This is a genomic window from Arthrobacter sp. AZCC_0090 (assembly GCF_014207375.1).
Classification (GTDB): Bacteria; Actinomycetota; Actinomycetes; order Actinomycetales; family Micrococcaceae; genus Arthrobacter.
Genome location: NZ_JACHEE010000012.1, coordinates 100,559 through 119,345, shown reverse-complemented (window position 1 = coordinate 119,345; position 18,787 = coordinate 100,559). Strand labels below are relative to the sequence as shown.

The 18,787-nt window shown below is 60.6% G+C and carries 19 protein-coding genes and 1 pseudogene; 15 read left to right on the top strand and 5 right to left on the bottom strand.

Annotated elements, in window-relative coordinates:
- Positions 1 to 69: 69 nt before the first annotated feature.
- The 3 genes and pseudogenes from HNP00_RS23460 to HNP00_RS23455 all read right to left on the bottom strand — a co-directional run.
- On the bottom strand, positions 70 to 267 hold the full coding sequence (locus HNP00_RS23460) for a hypothetical protein (RefSeq protein WP_260405045.1): 198 nt from the start codon (positions 265 to 267) through the stop codon (positions 70 to 72).
- Positions 264 to 425: a hypothetical protein gene (locus HNP00_RS18070; protein WP_260405053.1), complete on the bottom strand. Its 162-nt coding sequence runs from the start codon at positions 423 to 425 to the stop codon at positions 264 to 266. Before HNP00_RS18070 ends, HNP00_RS23460 begins: the two co-directional genes overlap by 4 nt.
- Positions 418 to 465 (bottom strand): annotated as a pseudogene (locus HNP00_RS23455) (hypothetical protein); the annotation flags it as partial. The pseudogene HNP00_RS23455 and the gene HNP00_RS18070, both read right to left, overlap by 8 nt.
- Before the next feature lie 643 nt (positions 466 to 1,108).
- Here HNP00_RS23455 and HNP00_RS18065 point away from each other — a divergent pair.
- The 4 genes from HNP00_RS18065 to HNP00_RS18055 are packed head-to-tail and all read left to right on the top strand — an operon-like array spanning position 1,109 to position 4,447.
- On the top strand, positions 1,109 to 2,041 hold the full coding sequence (locus HNP00_RS18065) for a sugar phosphate isomerase/epimerase (protein ID WP_184741107.1): 933 nt from the start codon (positions 1,109 to 1,111) through the stop codon (positions 2,039 to 2,041).
- 1 nt (position 2,042) lies between these two features.
- Complete coding sequence (locus HNP00_RS22980; RefSeq protein WP_221451621.1) at positions 2,043 to 2,585, top strand: Gfo/Idh/MocA family protein; 543 nt, start codon at positions 2,043 to 2,045, stop codon at positions 2,583 to 2,585.
- A complete protein-coding gene (locus tag HNP00_RS22975) occupies positions 2,585 to 3,127 on the top strand; it encodes a Gfo/Idh/MocA family oxidoreductase (RefSeq protein WP_260405044.1) in 543 nt (180 codons plus the stop codon). Before HNP00_RS22980 ends, HNP00_RS22975 begins: the two co-directional genes overlap by 1 nt.
- A gap of 57 nt (positions 3,128 to 3,184) precedes the next feature.
- Complete coding sequence (locus tag HNP00_RS18055; RefSeq protein WP_184741106.1) at positions 3,185 to 4,447, top strand: amidohydrolase family protein; 1,263 nt, start codon at positions 3,185 to 3,187, stop codon at positions 4,445 to 4,447.
- On the opposite strand, the gene HNP00_RS18050 is transcribed toward HNP00_RS18055, so the two are convergent.
- Entirely contained in the window at positions 4,444 to 5,625 is a 1,182-nt protein-coding gene (locus tag HNP00_RS18050) for an ROK family transcriptional regulator (protein ID WP_184741105.1), read from the bottom strand. The two genes, HNP00_RS18055 and HNP00_RS18050, sit on opposite strands and share 4 nt — an antisense overlap.
- Before the next feature lie 126 nt (positions 5,626 to 5,751).
- On the opposite strand from HNP00_RS18050, the gene HNP00_RS18045 reads away from it, so the two are divergent.
- The 8 genes from HNP00_RS18045 to HNP00_RS18010 all read left to right on the top strand — a co-directional run bounded on the left by HNP00_RS18045 (position 5,752) and on the right by HNP00_RS18010 (position 14,920).
- Positions 5,752 to 6,846: a Gfo/Idh/MocA family protein gene (locus HNP00_RS18045; RefSeq protein WP_221451619.1), complete on the top strand. Its 1,095-nt coding sequence runs from the start codon at positions 5,752 to 5,754 to the stop codon at positions 6,844 to 6,846.
- Between the two features lie 57 nt (positions 6,847 to 6,903).
- The gene (locus HNP00_RS18040; RefSeq protein WP_184741103.1) at positions 6,904 to 7,812 is read left to right on the top strand and encodes a sugar phosphate isomerase/epimerase; all 909 of its coding nucleotides are present in this window, start codon (positions 6,904 to 6,906) and stop codon (positions 7,810 to 7,812) included.
- Between the two features lie 160 nt (positions 7,813 to 7,972).
- Positions 7,973 to 8,143, top strand: coding sequence for a hypothetical protein (locus HNP00_RS18035; protein WP_184741102.1), 171 nt, complete (start codon positions 7,973 to 7,975; stop codon positions 8,141 to 8,143).
- Positions 8,144 to 8,524: 381 nt separating this feature from the next.
- Positions 8,525 to 10,045, top strand: a complete 1,521-nt coding sequence (locus tag HNP00_RS18030; RefSeq protein ID WP_184741101.1) for an ABC transporter substrate-binding protein — start codon at positions 8,525 to 8,527, stop codon at positions 10,043 to 10,045.
- Positions 10,046 to 10,084: 39 nt separating this feature from the next.
- Positions 10,085 to 11,026, top strand: coding sequence for an ABC transporter permease (locus tag HNP00_RS18025; RefSeq protein ID WP_184741100.1), 942 nt, complete (start codon positions 10,085 to 10,087; stop codon positions 11,024 to 11,026).
- On the top strand, positions 11,023 to 12,837 hold the full coding sequence (locus HNP00_RS18020) for a dipeptide/oligopeptide/nickel ABC transporter permease/ATP-binding protein (RefSeq protein WP_184741099.1): 1,815 nt from the start codon (positions 11,023 to 11,025) through the stop codon (positions 12,835 to 12,837). The genes HNP00_RS18025 and HNP00_RS18020 overlap by 4 nt, the downstream gene beginning before the upstream one ends.
- Before the next feature lie 11 nt (positions 12,838 to 12,848).
- Positions 12,849 to 13,754 carry an ABC transporter ATP-binding protein gene (locus tag HNP00_RS18015; protein ID WP_184741098.1) on the top strand — a complete coding sequence of 302 codons (906 nt, stop codon included), beginning with the start codon at positions 12,849 to 12,851 and terminating at the stop codon, positions 13,752 to 13,754.
- Complete coding sequence (locus tag HNP00_RS18010; RefSeq protein WP_184741097.1) at positions 13,751 to 14,920, top strand: Gfo/Idh/MocA family protein; 1,170 nt, start codon at positions 13,751 to 13,753, stop codon at positions 14,918 to 14,920. Before HNP00_RS18015 ends, HNP00_RS18010 begins: the two co-directional genes overlap by 4 nt.
- Positions 14,921 to 15,036: 116 nt before the next feature.
- Here the strand turns inward: HNP00_RS18010 and HNP00_RS18005 are convergent, their stop codons facing one another.
- Entirely contained in the window at positions 15,037 to 16,623 is a 1,587-nt protein-coding gene (locus HNP00_RS18005; RefSeq protein WP_184741096.1) for a PAS domain S-box protein, read from the bottom strand.
- A gap of 109 nt (positions 16,624 to 16,732) precedes the next feature.
- On the opposite strand from HNP00_RS18005, the gene HNP00_RS18000 reads away from it, so the two are divergent.
- Genes HNP00_RS18000 through HNP00_RS17990 form a run of 3 tightly spaced genes read left to right on the top strand, consistent with a single transcriptional unit; the run spans position 16,733 to position 18,777 of the window.
- A complete protein-coding gene (locus HNP00_RS18000) occupies positions 16,733 to 17,872 on the top strand; it encodes an acyl-CoA dehydrogenase family protein (RefSeq protein ID WP_184741095.1) in 1,140 nt (379 codons plus the stop codon).
- Between the two features lie 22 nt (positions 17,873 to 17,894).
- The gene (locus HNP00_RS17995) at positions 17,895 to 18,275 is read left to right on the top strand and encodes a hypothetical protein (RefSeq protein ID WP_184741094.1); all 381 of its coding nucleotides are present in this window, start codon (positions 17,895 to 17,897) and stop codon (positions 18,273 to 18,275) included.
- A 4-nt stretch (positions 18,276 to 18,279) separates the two neighbouring features.
- The gene (locus HNP00_RS17990; protein ID WP_184741093.1) at positions 18,280 to 18,777 is read left to right on the top strand and encodes a nuclear transport factor 2 family protein; all 498 of its coding nucleotides are present in this window, start codon (positions 18,280 to 18,282) and stop codon (positions 18,775 to 18,777) included.
- The last annotated feature ends 10 nt before the right edge of the window (positions 18,778 to 18,787 follow it).

Genomic DNA, 18,787 nt, shown 5'->3' with positions numbered 1-18,787 from the left:
GGGCTCTCGGGGAGGCATGGGCCAAGGAGGTCCCACTCCCGAATTGTGCGCGATCTTGGGCCCCGATGGTCAGGGGGACGCAGAGCTGGCACCTGGATCGCGAACTGGAAGGCTCCGAACCATGACGACTTTGCCAACGCCTTCCGGGCCCATGACGGTCGTTGCGGGCCGCTCCAGGGCCGAGGCGAGTAGCCCAATGTCACGGATGTGGAACCCGTATCGGTTGATCACCTGCAGTGCGTCCTCGATTTCGAAGTACGAACTCATGCATCCTCAAGGCGCTTGAGGAGATCCGCGTCATGGCGCATCACGAAGTCCAGGCCCTCGCTGATCTCGCGGCTGCGGCCGTGGCGCTGCAGGACCAGCTCGGCCCCCTTGGAACAGCAGCGCGGACTTGGACGTGTGCTCCTCGGCAGCAAGTTCATCGAGACGGCGGTCGAGGTCTTCGGGAATGCGTAGATTCATGGCCATACCTCACGGTACCAAAACGGTACCAAGAAAGACTTGACGTGAGGAGATTCGAACTCCTGACCTCTTCTCACGGGAGGGCACTTTTCGTTGTCTGCCAAGGGCTGGTGTTGTCCTGAAAATCCGCGGAATGTAGACGTTTTCGGCTCGATGGACAGGCCGTGACATGTCAGCGCTTGTCATCGTTTCCGTCGGGTAAACGTGTGGCGGACATGGACCCAGGTCAAACCGGCGCAGGAGTCCAGCGATACAGCGACAGTCTGAACGCACTGCCCCACGCGACGGCGCTCTCTTGGGCCGATCCGGGAATCGCGCCTTCGCAATGTCTCTAAGGTCGCAGTGACCCGCGAAGGTCCGTTGCTCGTTCAACCGTTTCCCTGCTTTCTCCCTAACGTCCAGACTTGCCTGGAACGGGGGCGGTTCTGGGGGTTTTTGAAGCCAGCAACAGGCTATTTCCACGTTCCGTGGCGGAGCCGTAGCGAATGACGGTGAGGAGTCCCAGCCGCGGGCAACCCAGCTGGGTCCCAGCCTTCGCCTCCGGAATCAAACCAAGAAGAGCACTCACCCACTCGATTAAGTTCGGTCATCGAATATTTATCGCCATCTATTGGCGAATTCTGTTAAGTTCTAGTGTTTTGACATGACACCTTTCGACCCCGCTGCTGGAGCTGACAGCACTCTAAAGAAATTCTCAATCAACCCAATCCAGTGGCTGGCGACCTCCGACGGATGGATTAATCCGGCGCTCGCCCCTCCGGTGGACGAGCAGCTCCGAATTGTGGCGGAAGCGGGTTTCACCTCCGTCAAGTCGGTTGTTCCGACGGGATCGAACGTGACGGAGTACGGTCAGAAACTCGCGGACCACGGGTTGGTCCCCGGACCCGGGTACGTCGCCTTGCCATGGCACGAGGACGCCTCCGGCCGCCTGCCATTTTTGGACCGAGCAAGCGCTCTGGCATCCGACAACGTGCAGCTCGGTACACCGTTGGTGTTTCTCTCCATGGGTATGAGCCAAGATGCTCCCAGGGTGCGGCATCCTGCGGAGGGCCATTCCCATGCCCTTGATAGGTTGGAGCGCGTACGCGATTACATAGCTTTGGCGGCCGGCCGGATCTCCGCGGAAGGTTGCGTCGCCGCTCTCCATCCGCACGTAGGCACATGGGTGGAGACAGCGGATGAAGCCCGCTTTGTCCTGGACACGGTTGATGAAGAGTTGCTCAAGTTTGGACCGGACTCAGGCCACTTGGCCTGGACAGGAGTGAATCCTGCGGAAGTCATTGCCGAATATGCGCCCCGTGTTGCGGGCCTCCATATCAAGGACCTCAAAATGGAGATCGCCCGACAGGCGCGTATCGCGCGGTTGGACTATCGATCGACTGTGCTTCAAGGTCTCTGGACGGAACCGGGACGTGGGGACGCGGACCTCCTCGAACTGCTGGCCGCTCCAGGGCCTGAGTTCGATGGCTGGGTTGTAGTAGAGGTCGATCGCGCCACCACATCGCCTGAGGAGAGCATCCGATACTGCGGCGAGTGGCTCACTCGAATGCTTCACTCAGGTCGGAAAGGCGAATGACGTGAGGAAGAAGATCCGGCTGGTAATAGTAGGCGCAGGCGTGATCGGCTCGCACCACGGCAAGGTCATCAACGAACTCTCCAACGAGATCGAGTTGGCCGGAGTCGTCGATGTCGACCTCGCCAAAGCGCAGGCTCTCGCATCCAGCCGCGGTAGCGCTGCTTTTGTGTCCCTGAAGGACGCGCTCGCGCAAGCCGAATTCGAAGCAGTCGCCGTTTGTACCCCTACCGGAACCCACGCGGAAGTTGCAATCGAAGCCCTCAATGCCGGCAAGCACGTGATTATCGAGAAGCCTGCCGAAGTAAGCCTTGAGAAGACGGACGCGATCATCGAGGCCCAAAGGAATGCCGGCACAGTGGTGACGGTCATCACTCAACATCGTTTTGACCCTGCCACGGAAATCCTCCTTGAAGCGATCGATAAGGGCGAACTTGGCCGCTTGACCTCGGGTATCGCATCGATCGACTGGTGGCGGAGCCAGGATTACTATGACTCCGCCGGGACTGGCGCGGCACTTGGGACATGGATGGCGGCGGATCGCTGATGAACCAAGGCGTGCACACTGTCGATCTACTCGTAGCGGCACTCGGAAAGCCCGTGAGTGTGTTCGCCTACACAGGGCGCCTCGCCCACGAGAACATCGAAGTTGAAGATGTAGCAGTGGCCGTCGTCAAGTTCGAGAACGGAGCCTTAGGGGTCCTGCATGCTTCCACAGCTGCCTTCCCGGGACTAAGCGCACGCCTCCAAGTGCACGGAGACAAGGGCTCGGTGGTCATTGAGGGCGACCGCCTGACTTTCGTTCACACAACTCCGGGGCAAGCCGAACGCGTGCGACTCCCGCTCCGGGACGGAGTCGAAGCCAACCAGCTAAACCGATACAAGCTTGCCGATGGTTCCCTTGCCTCCGCCGGAATGAACCCCGGCGAACTGTCGGACGCACATCGGTATCAATATGGGGACTTCCTAAATGCGCTCGGCGGGGGTACAGGCGTCCGCGTCGGGCTGACGGTCAATCGACAATCGATCAGTGTCATCCTCGGTGCCTACGAGTCGGCAAGGACCGGGATGGAAATTTTCCTTGATTAATCAGCTTGCAGCTCCCCTGGACCATTGCCCCCGCCACAAGGATAGGAGCACCGTCAAATGCCCTACGTCGTGATGCGACTTGAGCACGCTCGCCTGATTGACGGCACGGGCAAAGAGCCCATTGAGGATGCAACAGTTATCGTGGACAAAGCAGGGAGAATTGCGTACGCCGGTTCGGCAGGATCCGCCCCGCAAACTCCCGAGGTACCCGCACGGGATCTGACTGGAATGACCGTTCTCCCGGGGTTCATTGATGCACATGTGCACTTCCTTTTCGATCCCACAACATCTGGCACCACCCAGGACCAGGCCCTTGTCACGTTCCAAGTTGCTGAGCGAATGCACCAGACCCTGTGCGCTGGCATCACGTCAGTGCGGGATCTGGGCGGCCTTTCCAGCGGCTACTCGACGGCGCAAAGAGACGGCCTAATTGAAGCTCCGCGGCTGCTGACGGCTGGCCGAATCCTCGGGCATACGGGCGGTCATTGCGATGCCACGGGACCAGATGGTTACAACCCGACAGCCAGGTTTACGATTCTGGCCGACGATGAGCGCTCGGCGCGGGTGGGCGTCCGCACCTTACTCCGCGACGGGGCGGACGTCATCAAGATCTGCGCCACTGGCGGCATGGGGAGTCCACATGACGACCCGGACGACGAGGACCTTAGTGAGGCTGAGATCAAAGCTGTTGTCGACGAAGCCCACCGACACCGCGGCAAGAAGGTCGCCGCACATGCCCAGGGAACAGCGGGCATACTCAACGCACTCAGGGGTGGTGTTGCCAGCATTGAGCATGGTTATGGCATGACGGACGAAGCATGCGAGCTTGCTCTTGCCAAAGGGACTTATCTGGTCCCAACGCTTGCCACCGCGTTCCACCCGCTGGATCCCGCAAAGGTGTCTCCCGCGCATTTTGAAAAGAAAACCCGGTGGGCCGACAAAACCCGAGAAAACATCGCTTTAGCAATAAACCAGGGAGTTGCAATCGCGATGGGTACCGACGCCGGGGTGAGTCCGCACTCACGCAACCTCTTGGAGTTGTCGTTCTTGGTGCAGCTGGGCATGACTCAACTCCACGCCATTAGCGCCGGAACCTTGAACGGTGCCCGACTGTTAGGCATTGACGAGTTTGTTGGAAGTGTCGAAGCTGGCAAGCTCGCCGATCTCTTAGTAACAGATATTGATCCGCTCAACGACATTGCAGGTCTTGCAAACTCAGAACACATCCGACTTGTCCTCCAGTCCGGAACCGTTCGCAAGGATACGTTACCCGCCTGGACTAGGTCCGACGCGGACATCCAAGCCATCACCTTGCGCTAGCTACTCCGTGCAGACGACCCATCAAGTAGCTCATCGGCCCCCAATCGTGCAGCTCCTACCAAGGCAGCCTTGTTTCCGAGCCGCGAGGGGCTGATTACCAAGCGGCGAGTAGCGATGGACATCGCCTCTTGATAAACAACCCCCCTGATTGTTGAGAGCACATCATCGCTGAGTTCAACCATTGGTCCGCCCAGAACGATCGTCCTCGGATTGAACATATCCACCAGGATTGCGGTCAGCTGTCCCAAGTGACCGGCCGCATCACGTAACGCCGCCAATGCGGCTGGATCTGCCTTTCGAACCATCTGCGAAAGGGCCTTCTGTCCGGCTCGCGGATCGACATCCGCGCCTTGTTCAATACCGAGCTGGGACATGACGGCATGAAGGCTCGCGTAGGCGCCTATGCAACCGACCTTGCCGCACTGGCAGCGCGCGTCCGCGAGGTTGTCTATGCGAAGATGGCCGATGTCTCCTGCGGAACCGTCGGCACCGCGGTGGATCTTTGCATCCGCCGTGATGAGTCCTGCACCGATCCCGGTCGAAAGCTGCAGGTGCAGCAATGGCAGCTCGTCACTATGCAAAGTTGTGGCCGCCCCTAAGGCCATAAGATTTGCATCGTTATCCATGAGTGCCGGGGCGCCGAAATACTCACCCAGGATTCTCGCGATCTGAATGCCCTCCCAGCCCGCCATGATGGAACGGTGTGCCGTGACCCCCTCATGGAAATCAACGGGTGCCGGGACGCTGGCTATGACCTGACGAATGTCGGAATGCAGAAGACCATGGTCGGACAGGAGATCGTCTGCAGTACCGAGAACTTTCTCCATAACGGCCTTTGGGTCCGGATTCAAGAGAATATCGATGATACGTGACTGCACAATGGCGGCGCTGGCATCTGAAATGGCCACGCACGTATTTGTCCGATCAAAGATCACATCCACGACGTAGCCGGCGCCCCTGCCCACCGTCAGTTCCTTCGCCGGACGACCCCTCGCCCCTTGGGCCTCCTCCATCTCTGTCAGAACCTCATCGCGGAGCATTTGATCCACGTGCAGCCCGATGGTCGAGCGGGCCATCCCAGTCACTCGCGCGGCTTGGGCACGGCTGGTCACCTTACCTGCGGCCACCAAACGCAGGATCGCATTTGCCGGCGACCGGTCCGGTGCTATCTCGCTCATGCATTCATTATGCCCCAGATCATCAAGTTAAATCCGATGATCGGACTTAAATCGGCATCTTGTGGCACAAAGACGCCCGCCGATAGCCTCCCAATAGCGGCTTCCGCGTCTCTGAAAGGAAATCAAGTGACTCTCAACATCGGCATCGTGGGTGCCGGCAATATCTCAGCCCGCTACATGCAGGGACTGCAAAAGTATCCGCATCTGAAGGTCAGCTACATCGCAGACATCGATCACGCGCGGGCCGCTTCGCTTGCCTCGGAGTTCTCGGTTCCAGGCTCCGGCGGCACTGACGCCCTTCTTGCGAACGAGAGTATCGACGTCGTCATCAACCTAACGCCGCCCAACCTGCATGCATCTACCGTTATCCGAGCGCTGGACGCCGGCAAGAGCGTTTACGTTGAAAAGCCGCTGGCAACCACCCGGGAAGATGCCCTGCTCATGCTCAAGGCCGAACGGGAGAACCCGGGCATTCTCGGATCCGCACCGGACACCTTTCTCGGCAGCGCCGGGCAAACGGCCCGGCACGCGATTGACTCCGGCTACATCGGGGCACCCATCGGAGCGAGTGCGTTCGTGCGTTCGTCCCGGGCCGAAACATGGCATCCGAATCCCGGTTTCCTGTTCGAGCCGGGCGGTGGACCGGTCATGGACATGGGCCCGTACTACATAGCCGCACTCGTCAACTGCCTCGGTCCGATCCACCGGGTGAGCGCGGATGCGCGCATCGGATCCCCAACACGAAAGGTCACCGCACCGGGCCGCGTAGTGGACGAGATCCCGGTCTCCGTCAACACACACACCTCGGCAGTGTTTTCCTTTACCTCTGGCGCTATAGGCACGGTACTCATGAGCTTCGACGTATGGGACACGACACTGCCCAGGATCGAGATCTATGGCACCGAAGGAACACTCAGCCTGAATGACCCGAATACGTTCGACGGCGATGTCCGGCTTAAGCGGCACGAGCACAGTGACTGGCGGGTGCTCGCACCTGTCACTCAGCTTTTCGGACTCGTGGGAACGCCGGAGCAACACCGCCGCGGTCTTGGTGTAGATGATTTGGCCGGAGCCCTTGCCGGTGGGCCTCATAGGGCCAATTCAGGTTTCGCTTTCCACGTCCTTGACACCATGCTCGCGATTGACGAGGCCGCGGCCGCCGGCCAATCCATCGTCCTTCAGAGTCGGACCGACCGCCCGGCGCCGCTGTTCAATTCCTGACGGCGGCTTTCAGACACCATCCAAGGGCTTCGGCCACTTCACCGAAAAGAGTTTGATTTGCCAATCTCCCCCAGCCAGTTCGCCATCAATCCCCTCCAGTGGGTCGCCACGGACGACGGATGGATCAACCCGGGACTTGCGCCTGCGCTACCGGAACGCCTTGCGAGAATCGCTGCCGCAGGCTTCACCGCGATCCAATCCGAGGTACCGGCCGGATCCAGTGTGGCCGACTACGCACGGGCTCTTGAATCCGCGGGCATTCGTCCCGGTCCGGGCTATGTCGGCATGCCCTGGGAAGAGCAGCCCGGAGACCGCGCACAGTACCTGGAACGCGCCAAAGTACTTGCCGCCAACAACGTTGAGCTAGGAAATGAGCTGCTCTTCCTCGCAATGGGCATGCAACGTGACGCACCCCGGGTGGCGCATCCCGCCGTCGGCCATGGCCTTGACCTTTCCCGGTTGGAACGGGTCAGGGACTATCTCGCCGAAGCTGCGCAGATCATCACGGCCGAAGGCGCCGTGGCCGCCCTGCACCCGCACATTGGAACCTGGGTGGAAACCGCTGATGACGCACGGTTCGTCCTGGACAGCGTGGACGAAAGGATCCTGAAGTTCGGTCCCGACGCCGGCCACTTTGCGTGGACGGGCATCGATCCGGCCCTGATCATCGCCGAATATCGCGACCGCCTCGCCGGGATCCACATCAAGGACTACCGCCTGGATGTCGCACTCAGGAGCCGCACGGAGGACATTGACTACCGGTCCACAGTCCGTGCTGGAATCTGGACCGAGCCGGGAACCGGCGACGCCGACATCCCCGGAATCTTGGCCGCCGCCGGTGACGACTTCACAGGATGGGTGGTTGTCGAAGTGGACCGCGGCACCACGGAAGCCCCCGAAGAGAGCGTTGATCTTTGCGGCCGCTGGCTCTCCAACCACTTCGGATTGGAGGCCGCTTCCCGCTGAAGCCGGAAACGACAACGGCGGCGAGAAGTCCCCGGCCGGCTGCTTATCTCCCGAGCAGCCGGCCGATCCTGTCCCGCGCCACTAGCAAGCTGCCCCGATTCCCCGTCGCCGCTGAAGGCAGCGGAAGCATCCCGGCCCAGTCACCCTCGGAGGACCCCGTTTGACTCTCCGTAGAAGATTCCATTCCGTCCTGGTCCACGCCGGAGCGATCTGCGCCCAGTACAGCATGATCATGGCCGGGCTGACGCCCGAATGGGAGCTATTGCCCGCCATCAATCCTGAGTCGAGCAAGGCCGAGCTTCCGCCACAATTACGCCGATCAGAAAACTAATTCCGGCATCTTGCGAACAGATGAACGCTAAATGATGCTTAAACAAAGCAGTGACGGGGGCCACAGCAAAGCACTGTAGAAAGGCCTGGACGTGAAACTGATCCGACCACAACCGTCAGCAACGTCCTTACGCAGGCCGGACTCTTTCGAAAGGCATCCGGGCAGGCCAAAGAATGGCAACCATCCAGGACAGCAGTCCGGCCCGCGCTTATCTGCAACAACGCGACTTTGTTCACCCAGCAGGCATCCATCCGCCGCCTCTGACAGACAGGCTCCCCTAGCCGCGCGGCTCCCGATAATCCGATCTTCCGCACACCAGCAAGCCCGAGCTTGCAATTGATTTCCAGTCATCCAAAGAGTTCCCCAACGAGGAGTAAGACCATGAAACGAAAGCTCATACTTGCCGGCGCCGTGTCGCTGGCGCTGGCGATGTCAGCCTGCGGGGGTAGCGGGGGCGCTGCATCAGGTGGCGCCAAAGCCGGTGGCACCCTGAATCTTGCTGTATCCCAGTCCCTGAAGTCTTGGGATCTGGCCGAAGCAAGCATGGGGAATGCCGAACAGTACTACGAACCGGTCTTCGATGCGCTGCTTCACATGGACGCCAAGGGTGCTCCCACCGCGAACCTCGCTACTTCGTGGGACTACGACGCATCCCTGACTACTCTGACGCTCAAGCTGCGGACCGACGTGAAGTTCAGCGACGGAACCCCGCTTGACGCAGAAGCGGTCAAGGCCAACCTGCTGCACACGAAAGCCGGAAAAGGTGAAGCTGCAGCCCTGATCAAAGCAATTTCTGACGTTCAAGTTACAAATCCTTCAACTGTCGTGGTTAAGTTGTCCACCCCGACTCCATCGCTTCTGAGAAGCCTGGCGAATGTTCCCGGTATGATCGCCAGCCCGAAGTCACTCACGAGTCCCCAGGTCCCCGTGGGTTCGGGACCCTACACCCTCGACGCGGCTACCACCACGGCCGGCACCGAGTACGGATTCGTCGCGAATCCGAACTATTGGGAGAAGAATTCCTACCCGTTTGAAAAGGTAGACATCAAGACGATGTCCGACCCGACTGCGCGGACCAATGCGCTTCTGTCTGGTCAGCTCGACGGCGCCGGCATTTCACCGGACCGCGTCGACGCTGCCAAGGCCGGCGGCCTCAAGGTTGACACGGTTACTCCCGGGGTCGTTGAAGGACTCTACATCTGGGACAAGAAGGGCGCGATCGTACCGGCTCTTGCCGATGTCCGAGTGCGTCAAGCTCTCAACTACGCGTTCGACAGCGCATCCATTGTAAAAATCGCCAAGAAGGGCCTGGGGACGCCGACGACCCAACATTTCACGTCCGACAGCGAAGCTTTTGTGCCCGAACTGGATCAGACTTACAAATATGACCCTGCGAAAGCCAAAGCGCTGCTCGCTGAGGCTGGCTACGCTAACGGTTTCGACGTTGTCATGCCCGACATTTCATCGCTCTTCCCAGAGATGCAGGCTGCCATGGTTGAGCAGTTGGGGAACGTCGGTGTGAGGGTCAAACTGGACAAAATTCCATTCGATCAATTCATGCCCTCAATTCTTGCGGGCAAGTACGCCATGTCCTACTTCAAGACAGGAGGCGCCGATCCCTGGATCGCCATCCAGCTCATCGTTTCCAAGCAGGCCACGTGGAACCCATTCCACTACGAAGACCAGCATGTAACTGACTTGTTGTCTCGGATCAGTACCTCCACCGGATCTGCGCAGGTCGCCCTGTATAAGGAGCTGAACACGTACTTGGTCCAGCAGGCCTGGGATGCACCTTGGGATGTTGTGAAGGACGTCTACGCTTCCTCGAAGAACGTCCAGGTCACAATGCATCCGTTCTACCAGACCCCGCCCTTGTTCAACTTCAAGCCAGCTAGCCAGTAGCCCCGGCTCAAGACCACCAGTAACTAGAAGGAGGACGGGATGGCCGTGTTTCTGATTCGGCGCCTGTTGGCAGGGATCCTGCTCGTGATCCTTGTCGCCAGCGCGACCTACATCTTGCTGAATTACACAGGATCTGACGTGGCTCGCAACATTGTGGGGGAAACAGCGACGCCGGAACAGGCCTTGGCCAAGGCCGCGGAACTCGGGCTCGACCGACCGCTGGGGGCCCGCTATTTCGATTGGCTCGGTACAACTCTCAGCGGCGACCTGGGCAAGTCGTGGTTCAACAACGTGCCCGTCTCAACCACGTTGTTCAATGGCCTGCCCGTGACCTTGTCGATCATTTTCGGTGCCTTGATCCTGTCAGCCTTGGTCAGTGTCATCCTGGGCTCGCTGGCAGCTGTCCGTGCCGGCTGGTTCGATAAGACCGTCCAGGCTTCGGCGGTACTGGCCGATTCGATCCCCGGGTTCCTCGTGGCGCTCGTTCTGGCCATGGTGGTCGCGGTCAACCTCGGTTGGCTGCCAGCGACAGGTTTCGTGCCATTCCAGCGCTCTGCGGTTGAATGGTTGCGATCCATTACCTTGCCGTCGGTTGCACTGGCATTCGGAGCCACCGCCGCAACCACCCTGCAACTTCGCGGCTCCATGCTTGACGTGCTCAAACTGGACTACGTACGCACACTCCGCAGCCGCGGCTTGAGCGACCGGCGGATTGTATTCAAGCACGTCCTCCGCAATGCGGCACCTCCGGCTGTTACCGTGCTCTCCCTTCAATTCATCGGACTGGTCGGAGGAGCTGTCATCGTCGAAAAAGTCTTCGGGCTTCGGGGCATCGGCAGCATCGCGACTTCGGCGGCGGTCCAGGGAGACGCGCCGGTGGTGCTGGGCGTCGTGATCGTGATGGTCCTGATCGTTGTCGTCGTAAATCTCATTGCTGACCTGGCCTACGGCTGGCTCAACCCCAAGGTGCGTGCAGAATGACCATCCCTCCTATTGACGGCACAGTGACCGCCACAGCTGCGAGCGGGGAGACGGCTAAGCGACGTCACATCGTCGTCAGGCTGCTCCAGGACCCCGTCGCCATCTGCTGCATCTTCGTCCTGTTGCTGCTGACTGCCGCGAGCGTTCTGGCTCCTTTCCTCACGGACCAGGATCCGATTAAGTCATCGCTTGCCGAGACCCTTGCGCCAATGAGCCAGCAACACCCCCTTGGTGCCGATGGCGTGGGGCGCGATGTTGTGGCCCGATTGCTGTACGGAGGCCAGACCAGTCTGGCTGCAGCTTGCGTGGCCGTTTTGGTCGCGTTTGCCGTGGGTGTACCCGCCGGTCTCTTTGGCGGCTACTATCGCGGTCGTGCCGACGCCATCCTGGCCTGGGCCAGCAACTTCATCATGGCGGTCCCGGCCATCATCATCCTCCTTGTGGTCATGGCCGCGGTTTCCCAGAGTACTTACGTCGCCATGGCGGTCCTCGGACTGATCGTTTCGCCGTCCGTCTACCGGTTGGTTCGGGCATCCGTAGTGTCAGTACGCGAGGAACTGTTCGTTGACGCGGCGAAGGTCTCGGGTCTGTCTGATGCGCGGATCATGCGCCGGCACATCCTTCCCGTTGTCCAAGCCCCTTCCATCATTCAGGCTGCCCAGATCTTCGGCGTTTCCATCGGTATCCAGGCCGGCATCGCCTTCCTGGGTCTGGGTTCGCCCACCGAAGCCAGCTGGGGCGCAATGTTGAACGACGCGTTCGCGAACATCTACTCCGCGCCGCTGTTGCTCCTATGGCCCGCACTGATCATCTGCATGACCACGGCCTCGCTCGCCCTGCTGGCCAACTCCCTGCGCGATAGCCTCTCTGGCTCCAGGAGGCGGCCCACACGGCACTCAGATCGCGTCCGTGATGGCGCACCGTCGAGCGAAGGATCGGCTGCTGGGGATTTCGCCGAAGTGGCGGACGATGTCCTGCTCGCCGTGGACAATCTGAAGGTGGATTACCCGGTCGACGGCGGTCGGCGAACCGTGGTTGACGGGGTATCCCTGACCGTCCGCCGCGGTCAGGTCCTGGGACTGGTGGGAGAATCCGGTTCCGGCAAGAGCCAGACAGCCTTTTCCCTTCTCGGCCTGTTGCCTCCGGAGGCGAGGGTTTCGGCTGGCCGGCTGCTGTTTGATGGCGCGGAGATGAAAGGACTGGGGCGTAGCGCCATGAATCGACTTCGTGGAAAGCGCATCGCTTACGTGCCACAGGAGCCTATGTCCAACCTGGACCCATCGTTCACCATTGGTTCCCAATTGGCAGAGCCGGTACGCCAGCACATGAAGGTCTCAGCCAAGGAGGCAAAGGCACTCCTGCTCGGTCTCCTTGAACGCGTGGGCATCAACGACCCCGCCCGGGTGTACTCCTCGTATCCGCATCAAATATCAGGAGGCATGGCACAGCGGGTACTCATCGCCGGCGCGATTTCCTGTGATCCTGATCTGTTGATCGCGGACGAGCCGACTACCGCTTTGGACGTCACGGTCCAAGCCGAAATACTCGACCTGATCCGGTCCCTGCAGGCGGAACGCAACATGGGCGTCATCCTCGTGACCCACGATTTCGGCGTGGTTGCCGACATCTGTGATCGCGTGGCCGTCATGCATACCGGAAAAATCGTTGAAACTGCCTCCGTCAAGGAGCTGTTCTCGGCCCCGCAGGATGCATACACGCGGATGCTGCTGTCATCCACTTTGGAGGACGCCACGCCGAGGTCCCCTTTGAAAAGCATGCCGAAGTTGCCTAAAAGGGCACAAACCGCCTGATGGGAAGCCACATGATCGCCTCCGTTGAAGTCCCCGCAGAATCACACAATGGATCCGACGGTCCGTTGCTGAGCATTGAGAACGTAACCGTCCAATACCCTTCCAAAAAATGGCGCAGCCCCGATTTCCTAGCCCTCAAGGGGGTCTCACTAGACATACGGGCGGGCGAAACAGTTGGATTGGTGGGCGAATCAGGCTCGGGAAAGACCACCCTGGGCCGTGCAGTTCTCGGACTTGCACCGGTTACCACTGGACTCATCCGCTACGACGGCCAAGTCATCTCGGCCATGAACCGCAACCAGCGGCGGAGCCTCAGCGATGAAATCCAGGTCGTGTTCCAAGACCCTTACACGTCACTTAATCCGGCCCTGACCGTGCTTGACATCCTTACGGAGCCCTTGCTCACCGCAGGCACCAGGCGGGCTGAGGCCGAACAGCGGGTGAAAGACCTGCTTGAACAGGTCCATCTTCCACGGGACGCATCAAACCGGCTGCCCCGGGAATTCTCCGGCGGACAACGTCAGCGTATCGCCATCGCCAGGGCACTGTGCCGGGATCCGCGCCTGATCGTCTGCGACGAGCCTGTCAGCGCACTCGACCTGTCGAACCAGTCACGTGTCCTTGACCTATTTATCGAAATCCAGGAGCGCACGGGGGTTTCGTACCTCTTTGTGACCCACGACCTCTCGGTGGTGCGCTACATCAGCCATCGTGTTGCGGTCATGTACAAGGGAGAAATCATCGAAACCGGAGACGCCGCCAAGGTCACCACTCAGCCGAAAGAGGCCTACACGCAGAAGCTGCTGCTGGCCGCTCCTGTTCCCGACCCTGCCCGCCAAGCAAGCCGCCGTGCTGCCCGCCAAAAGTTCAGTGCCAAGCTGCACGTGGCGGGTCCATTCGAAAACCCCGCCTCATGAGTGGCACAGAACATGGTTCCAACCGTCAGTCGCCCTCCCCGTTGGGCGTAGCCGTCATCGGATACGCCTTCATGGGAAAGGCACACTCGAATGCGTGGCGAAACGCGGCCAGCTTCTTCGACGTCCCGGCCTTCGAACAGAAAGTGCTCGTTGGCAGGGACGTCCGGCAGGTCACCGAAGCCGCTGCCAAGTACGGATGGGCTGAGGCCGCCACAGACTGGCGCGAAGTGATCGCCCGGGACGACATCGACATCGTGGACATCTGCACGCCCGGCTGGATGCACGCCGAAATCGCCATCGCCGCACTCGAAGCCGGCAAGCACGTCCTCGTCGAAAAACCCCTGGCGAACACCCTGGCCGAGGCCGAAGCCATGGCTGCGGCCGCGCGCACCGCCCGCGAACGCGGCATCCAGTCCATGATCGGGTTCAACTACCGCCGCGTTCCCGCCCTGGCCCTCGCGAAGGAACTGATCGCCGAAGGCAGGCTCGGCACCGTCCGGCACGTTCGCGCTGCTTACCTGCAGGACTGGCTTAGCGACGCTCGATCCCCTATGACCTGGCGCCTTGCCAAGGACACCGCAGGCTCCGGCTCCCTGGGCGACATCGCCTCCCACGCTATCGATCAAGTATTGTTCCTGCTCGGCGATTCCGTCACCGAAGTCTCCGGGCGACTGCACACCTTCGTGACCAGCCGCCCGGGAACGAACGGTCCCGAAGATGTAACAGTTGACGACGCCGCATGGGCCACCCTGACCCTCGGGTCCGGGGCAATCGCTTCCGTGGAAGCATCGCGTATGGCGACCGGGCAGAAGAACTCCCTCAAGCTCGAAATCTATGGGGACAAGGGTGCCCTGCTTTTCGACCTCGAAAAACTCAACGAACTCGCTTTCCTCGATGCCACCCTTCCCGTCAGGGAACAAGGCTTCAGCCGCATCCTCGTCACCGAACCCGAACACCCCTATATGAACGCCTGGTGGCCGCAGGGACACATCATCGGCTGGGAACACACCTTTACCCACGAAATCCGCGACTTCCTCACCGCAATCGGAAACGGCACCGAGCCCTCGCCGTCATTCGACGACGGCCTGTCCGTGCAACGCATCCTGGCCGCGGTCGAGGAAAGTTCTGCCGCCAAAAGCTCCCTCATCCAGGTAGCGGGGCATTAGACATTAGGACCTAACGAGCATCGCAAACGTAAACCCGACGTCATGGACCCTTGAGCGCCCCACCGCTCAGGGGTCCATGACGTTGAATCCCAAAAATCGGCCCACTGGTTGTCACCTCATGAGCCAACGTCTCTGGCCAAAGGTAATTCGAACGTGAACGAGGCACCCCTGGACTCATTTTCCTCGGCGTAGATTCGGCCGTGCTGGCGCGTGATAATGCGGTGGCTGAGAGCTAGGCCAATGCCGCTTCCAGTGGACTTTGAGGTGAAAGCTCCGTCGAAGATGCGGCCGTCCGGAATGTGGGACAGGCCTTTGCCGCGATCGGCCACCCGGAAAACGCCGGCCGTCTCGGTAGCGTACGTCGTGATGACGACGTGCCGCTCGCGCTGCGGCCAGCCAGACATCTCGTCGATGGCGTTATGGCAAAGGTTCAGGATCACCTGCCCCGTGAGGACCTTCTCGCAGCGGATCCAGATCGGGTCCCCGCTCAGGACCAGCTGCAATTCCGTCTCTTGTTGATCGGCCCGCAGCCGTATGAAATACAGGCAATCCCCGACGATTTCATTCAGGTCCACCACTTGTTCGGAATGCTCCAGCTGCACGACGAAATCGCGCAGGCTCTTCACGATCTGGTTTGCCCGGTCGATTTGCAGCCGGGCATTATCCAGCCCGTAAAGAAGATCATTAATGCTACTCTCGGGATCCCTTACCCGACGAGACACTCCCTCCACGAAGTTCGTTGCTGCCGCAAGTGGCTGGCCGAGCTCGTGGGCGATCGCCATGGCCATATCGCCCATCGCGTTGTACCGTCCCAGGTAATTCAGGTGCTCAAGATCCCGCCGGTGCTCTTCTTCGGCCGCAACCTGCTCCGTAATGTCCTGGAGCAGCAGCATGGCACCGGTGAGGTCCTTTTCAAGTGCTAGGTACTGGCAGCTGACGCCGAACCATTTGGTGGGACCGTCGGGATGCCCAACTTCGATGCGCAGACTCGAGGAGGATCCGTCAGCGGGGTCCCTGGCCAGAGCTTTCTCCAGGGCAGGCCTCGAGGAGAGGGTGCAAAGTTCGACGAAGCTCTCCCCCAGCAGTTCCTCCACTTCATGCCCCAACTGACCCGCTGCTGCACCACTGGCGAAAGTGATGCGGCCCTCCCAGTCCAGAACGAGGATGCCCTCAGCCATGCGCCGCAGGAACGCCTGCAAACGCCCCTCTGTCCGCTGTAGGTCCGATTTCAGGGACTCTTCTTTTTCGATGTCCCGGAACTGAACCATGATGGCCTCGCCGGCTGTCAGTTCGACCCGGACTGCAATGGCTTCGGTCAGGAATTCGCGCCCGGTCTTGGACCGGTACATCCACTCGGTTCTGCTGATTCCGTGGTCGGCCGCATCCTGAAGCCATTGCACACCCACCGAGCGGCGGAATCGGGAATCCGCGCTACTCATGTCCGGCGCCTTGAGCGGTTTCAATTCCTCCAAGGTGAAGCCCAGCATGTCGCAGGCAGCCTGGTTGGCCCAGAGGATGTCCTTGGTGACGGCGTCATGGATCAGGATGCAGTAACTCAACGACTGGACAAGACGCTCGTAGTCTTCGACGGCGGGGATCGGCTCGCCGGACGCTGAGGGAGCTTCACTCTCCGAGGAAATAGGCACAAACAATCTTAGCGCGTGAACGCCATTTCCCGCATAGGTATTTCCTTTACTTTTCATTGGTATTTCCTTGGTTCACGGCTACGAATCACCGATTGAAGGCAATCGGCCCGACAAATACTCTTAATGCCAGAAGACATTTGTCCGCAGTATTGATTGGAGAAATTCGATGACCGACGTTCTGGATACCGCCCCGCAAACCACCCTCGACGGCGTGCTCGAAGTCATCGCCCGGCGCCGGGAAGAATTCGGAGAAAAGAAGTTTGTCCCTCGGGACATCATTTCGGAATTCAAGAAGGTGGGTATCTACCGTGCCGCCACTCCGCGGCGCTTCGGCGGCGATGCCCTTCCGCCGAGCCGGTTTCTTCGGATCATCGAAAAAATCTCCGCGGTGGATGCCTCAGCAGGCTGGGTGGCCAGCTTTGGCTCCTCTGTCTACCTGGCTGCCCTCCCCCTCGCTACCCAGGCCGAGCTCTACGGAGACGGCCCCGACGTCGCATTTGCCGGGGGACTTTATCCCGTGCAGAAGGCCGAACGCAGTGACGACGGCTGGAATGTAGCGGGTGAATGGAAGTTCTCCAGCGGCTGCAGAGGCGCCGACATCCTTGGCGTTGGACTCGTGGGGAACGAACACACCGGCGGCAAGCCGCTGACCGCCCTGCTCCGCCCCGAGCAAGTCGAGATCGTTGAGAACTGGGACGTCATCGGCCTCAACGGCACGGGCAGCCATGACCTGAGAGTCACCGGCCAGGTGGTGCGGGACGAATGGACTTTTGTCCGCGGCGGCGAGCCCACCGTTGACGAGCCCTTGTACCGCTACCCCGCCATTGCCTACGCAGCCCAGGTACTCGCGGTCGTCAATCTCGGCGCGGGCCGCGCAGCCCTGGACTACGCCATCAGCACGGGCAGCGGACGCACCGGAATTACCGGTGCACCCAAGCTTGCAGACAGGGCATACTACCGGATGGACGTTGCCAAAGCCGAGGCGGAACTTCGCTCGGCACGGGCGTTCTTCTACGAGATCTCCGATGAGGTGTACGCCACGGTGGAGGCTGGCGACCCGGCCACGGACAAGCAAAAGGCGCTGTTGCGCCTGGCGTCCACCCACGTGGCCCGGGTCGGCGCCAAGGCCGTGCATACTGCCTACACTCTCTCCGGAACGGCTGCCATCTACGACACGAACCCGATGCAGCGCTATCTGCGCGACGCGTCGGTCGTCACGCAGCACGCCTTTCTGGGCGACGGGATCTACGACGGCGCGGGCGCTGTCCTGATGGACGTCCCGCCGTCGATCCCTGCCTTCATCTGATATCGCACCCCAAGGAACTGACATGAGCGAAACCCCAACCACACAGCCGCTGCGCGTGCTGTTCTGCATTGGCATCAACCAGAACTTCTTCGATCTGCCCAAAAGCGAAATCGGCACGGTCTGGACTGCCTTCTCCGGAATGATGTCCGAGATGTCTCGCATGCCCGGTGTCAACGTCATCGGCAATTTGGATGACGATTCCCACATGGTGGGACCGTCGGACGGCTGGCCGTGGACGTGCTACATCCTTGCCGACGTTGACACCCAAGAGACCGTCAAGGCAGCCTGCAACCTCTTCCGGACCACCGTGGTGGGCCAGTACGCCCTGTGGCGGTACGCCAAGATCGAGGCGCGCATCGGCCGAGCCCTGGCCATCCGCGACGACGTCGAAACGGCTGGCTAGCCACATGGCAGGCGACACGGCAGCCACGTTGGCCGAGCGCTTGGCGGTCCTGGAGTTCCAGGAAGCGGCACGGGCCACGCTCTCCCGCTACATGGACCTGTGCGACGTCCCGCGGCCTTCCTTCCACAGGGATGACATGGCCTCGCTATTCACCGAGCATGCGGTCTGGGAAGGCATCGGCCCCGAATACACCGGGAAGTTCGGCCGTCTGGAAGGTCGTCCCGCGATCCTCTCGATGCTCGCGGACTTCCTCCCGCCGTCGTCGCACTTCAAACGCAACGTCCATCTGCTGGGCAACGGCAGCGTCGCCCCAGCCGGCGACGGCACCGCCAGCGGCCAGTGGATCATGCAGCAGCTTTCGGAGTACGACGGCGGCGCCACGGAGCTGATCTCGGCCCGCCTCACGGTCGATTTTGAGTATGCCGGCGGTGCCGCCCGCATCTCCCATTTCCGCACCGAAAAGCTGTTCACCTCCGATCTCGTCAACCCCGTCCATGCCTAGCACCGAGAAA

What these genes read in the sequence shown, in the direction of transcription:
- HNP00_RS23460 (WP_260405045.1), bottom strand. Translation starts at nt 267, where the DNA reads ATGAGTTCGTACTTCGAAATCGAGGACGCACTGCAGGTGATCAACCGA.
- HNP00_RS18070 (WP_260405053.1), bottom strand. Translation starts at nt 425, where the DNA reads ATGAACTTGCTGCCGAGGAGCACACGTCCAAGTCCGCGCTGCTGTTCC.
- HNP00_RS18065 (WP_184741107.1), top strand. Translation starts at nt 1,109, where the DNA reads ATGACACCTTTCGACCCCGCTGCTGGAGCTGACAGCACTCTAAAGAAA.
- HNP00_RS22975 (WP_260405044.1), top strand. Translation starts at nt 2,585, where the DNA reads ATGAACCAAGGCGTGCACACTGTCGATCTACTCGTAGCGGCACTCGGA.
- HNP00_RS18055 (WP_184741106.1), top strand. Translation starts at nt 3,185, where the DNA reads ATGCCCTACGTCGTGATGCGACTTGAGCACGCTCGCCTGATTGACGGC.
- HNP00_RS18050 (WP_184741105.1), bottom strand. Translation starts at nt 5,625, where the DNA reads ATGAGCGAGATAGCACCGGACCGGTCGCCGGCAAATGCGATCCTGCGT.
- HNP00_RS18030 (WP_184741101.1), top strand. Translation starts at nt 8,525, where the DNA reads ATGAAACGAAAGCTCATACTTGCCGGCGCCGTGTCGCTGGCGCTGGCG.
- HNP00_RS18025 (WP_184741100.1), top strand. Translation starts at nt 10,085, where the DNA reads ATGGCCGTGTTTCTGATTCGGCGCCTGTTGGCAGGGATCCTGCTCGTG.
- HNP00_RS18020 (WP_184741099.1), top strand. Translation starts at nt 11,023, where the DNA reads ATGACCATCCCTCCTATTGACGGCACAGTGACCGCCACAGCTGCGAGC.
- HNP00_RS18015 (WP_184741098.1), top strand. Translation starts at nt 12,849, where the DNA reads ATGATCGCCTCCGTTGAAGTCCCCGCAGAATCACACAATGGATCCGAC.
- HNP00_RS18010 (WP_184741097.1), top strand. Translation starts at nt 13,751, where the DNA reads ATGAGTGGCACAGAACATGGTTCCAACCGTCAGTCGCCCTCCCCGTTG.
- HNP00_RS18005 (WP_184741096.1), bottom strand. Translation starts at nt 16,623, where the DNA reads ATGAAAAGTAAAGGAAATACCTATGCGGGAAATGGCGTTCACGCGCTA.
- HNP00_RS18000 (WP_184741095.1), top strand. Translation starts at nt 16,733, where the DNA reads ATGACCGACGTTCTGGATACCGCCCCGCAAACCACCCTCGACGGCGTG.
- HNP00_RS17995 (WP_184741094.1), top strand. Translation starts at nt 17,895, where the DNA reads ATGAGCGAAACCCCAACCACACAGCCGCTGCGCGTGCTGTTCTGCATT.
- HNP00_RS17990 (WP_184741093.1), top strand. Translation starts at nt 18,280, where the DNA reads ATGGCAGGCGACACGGCAGCCACGTTGGCCGAGCGCTTGGCGGTCCTG.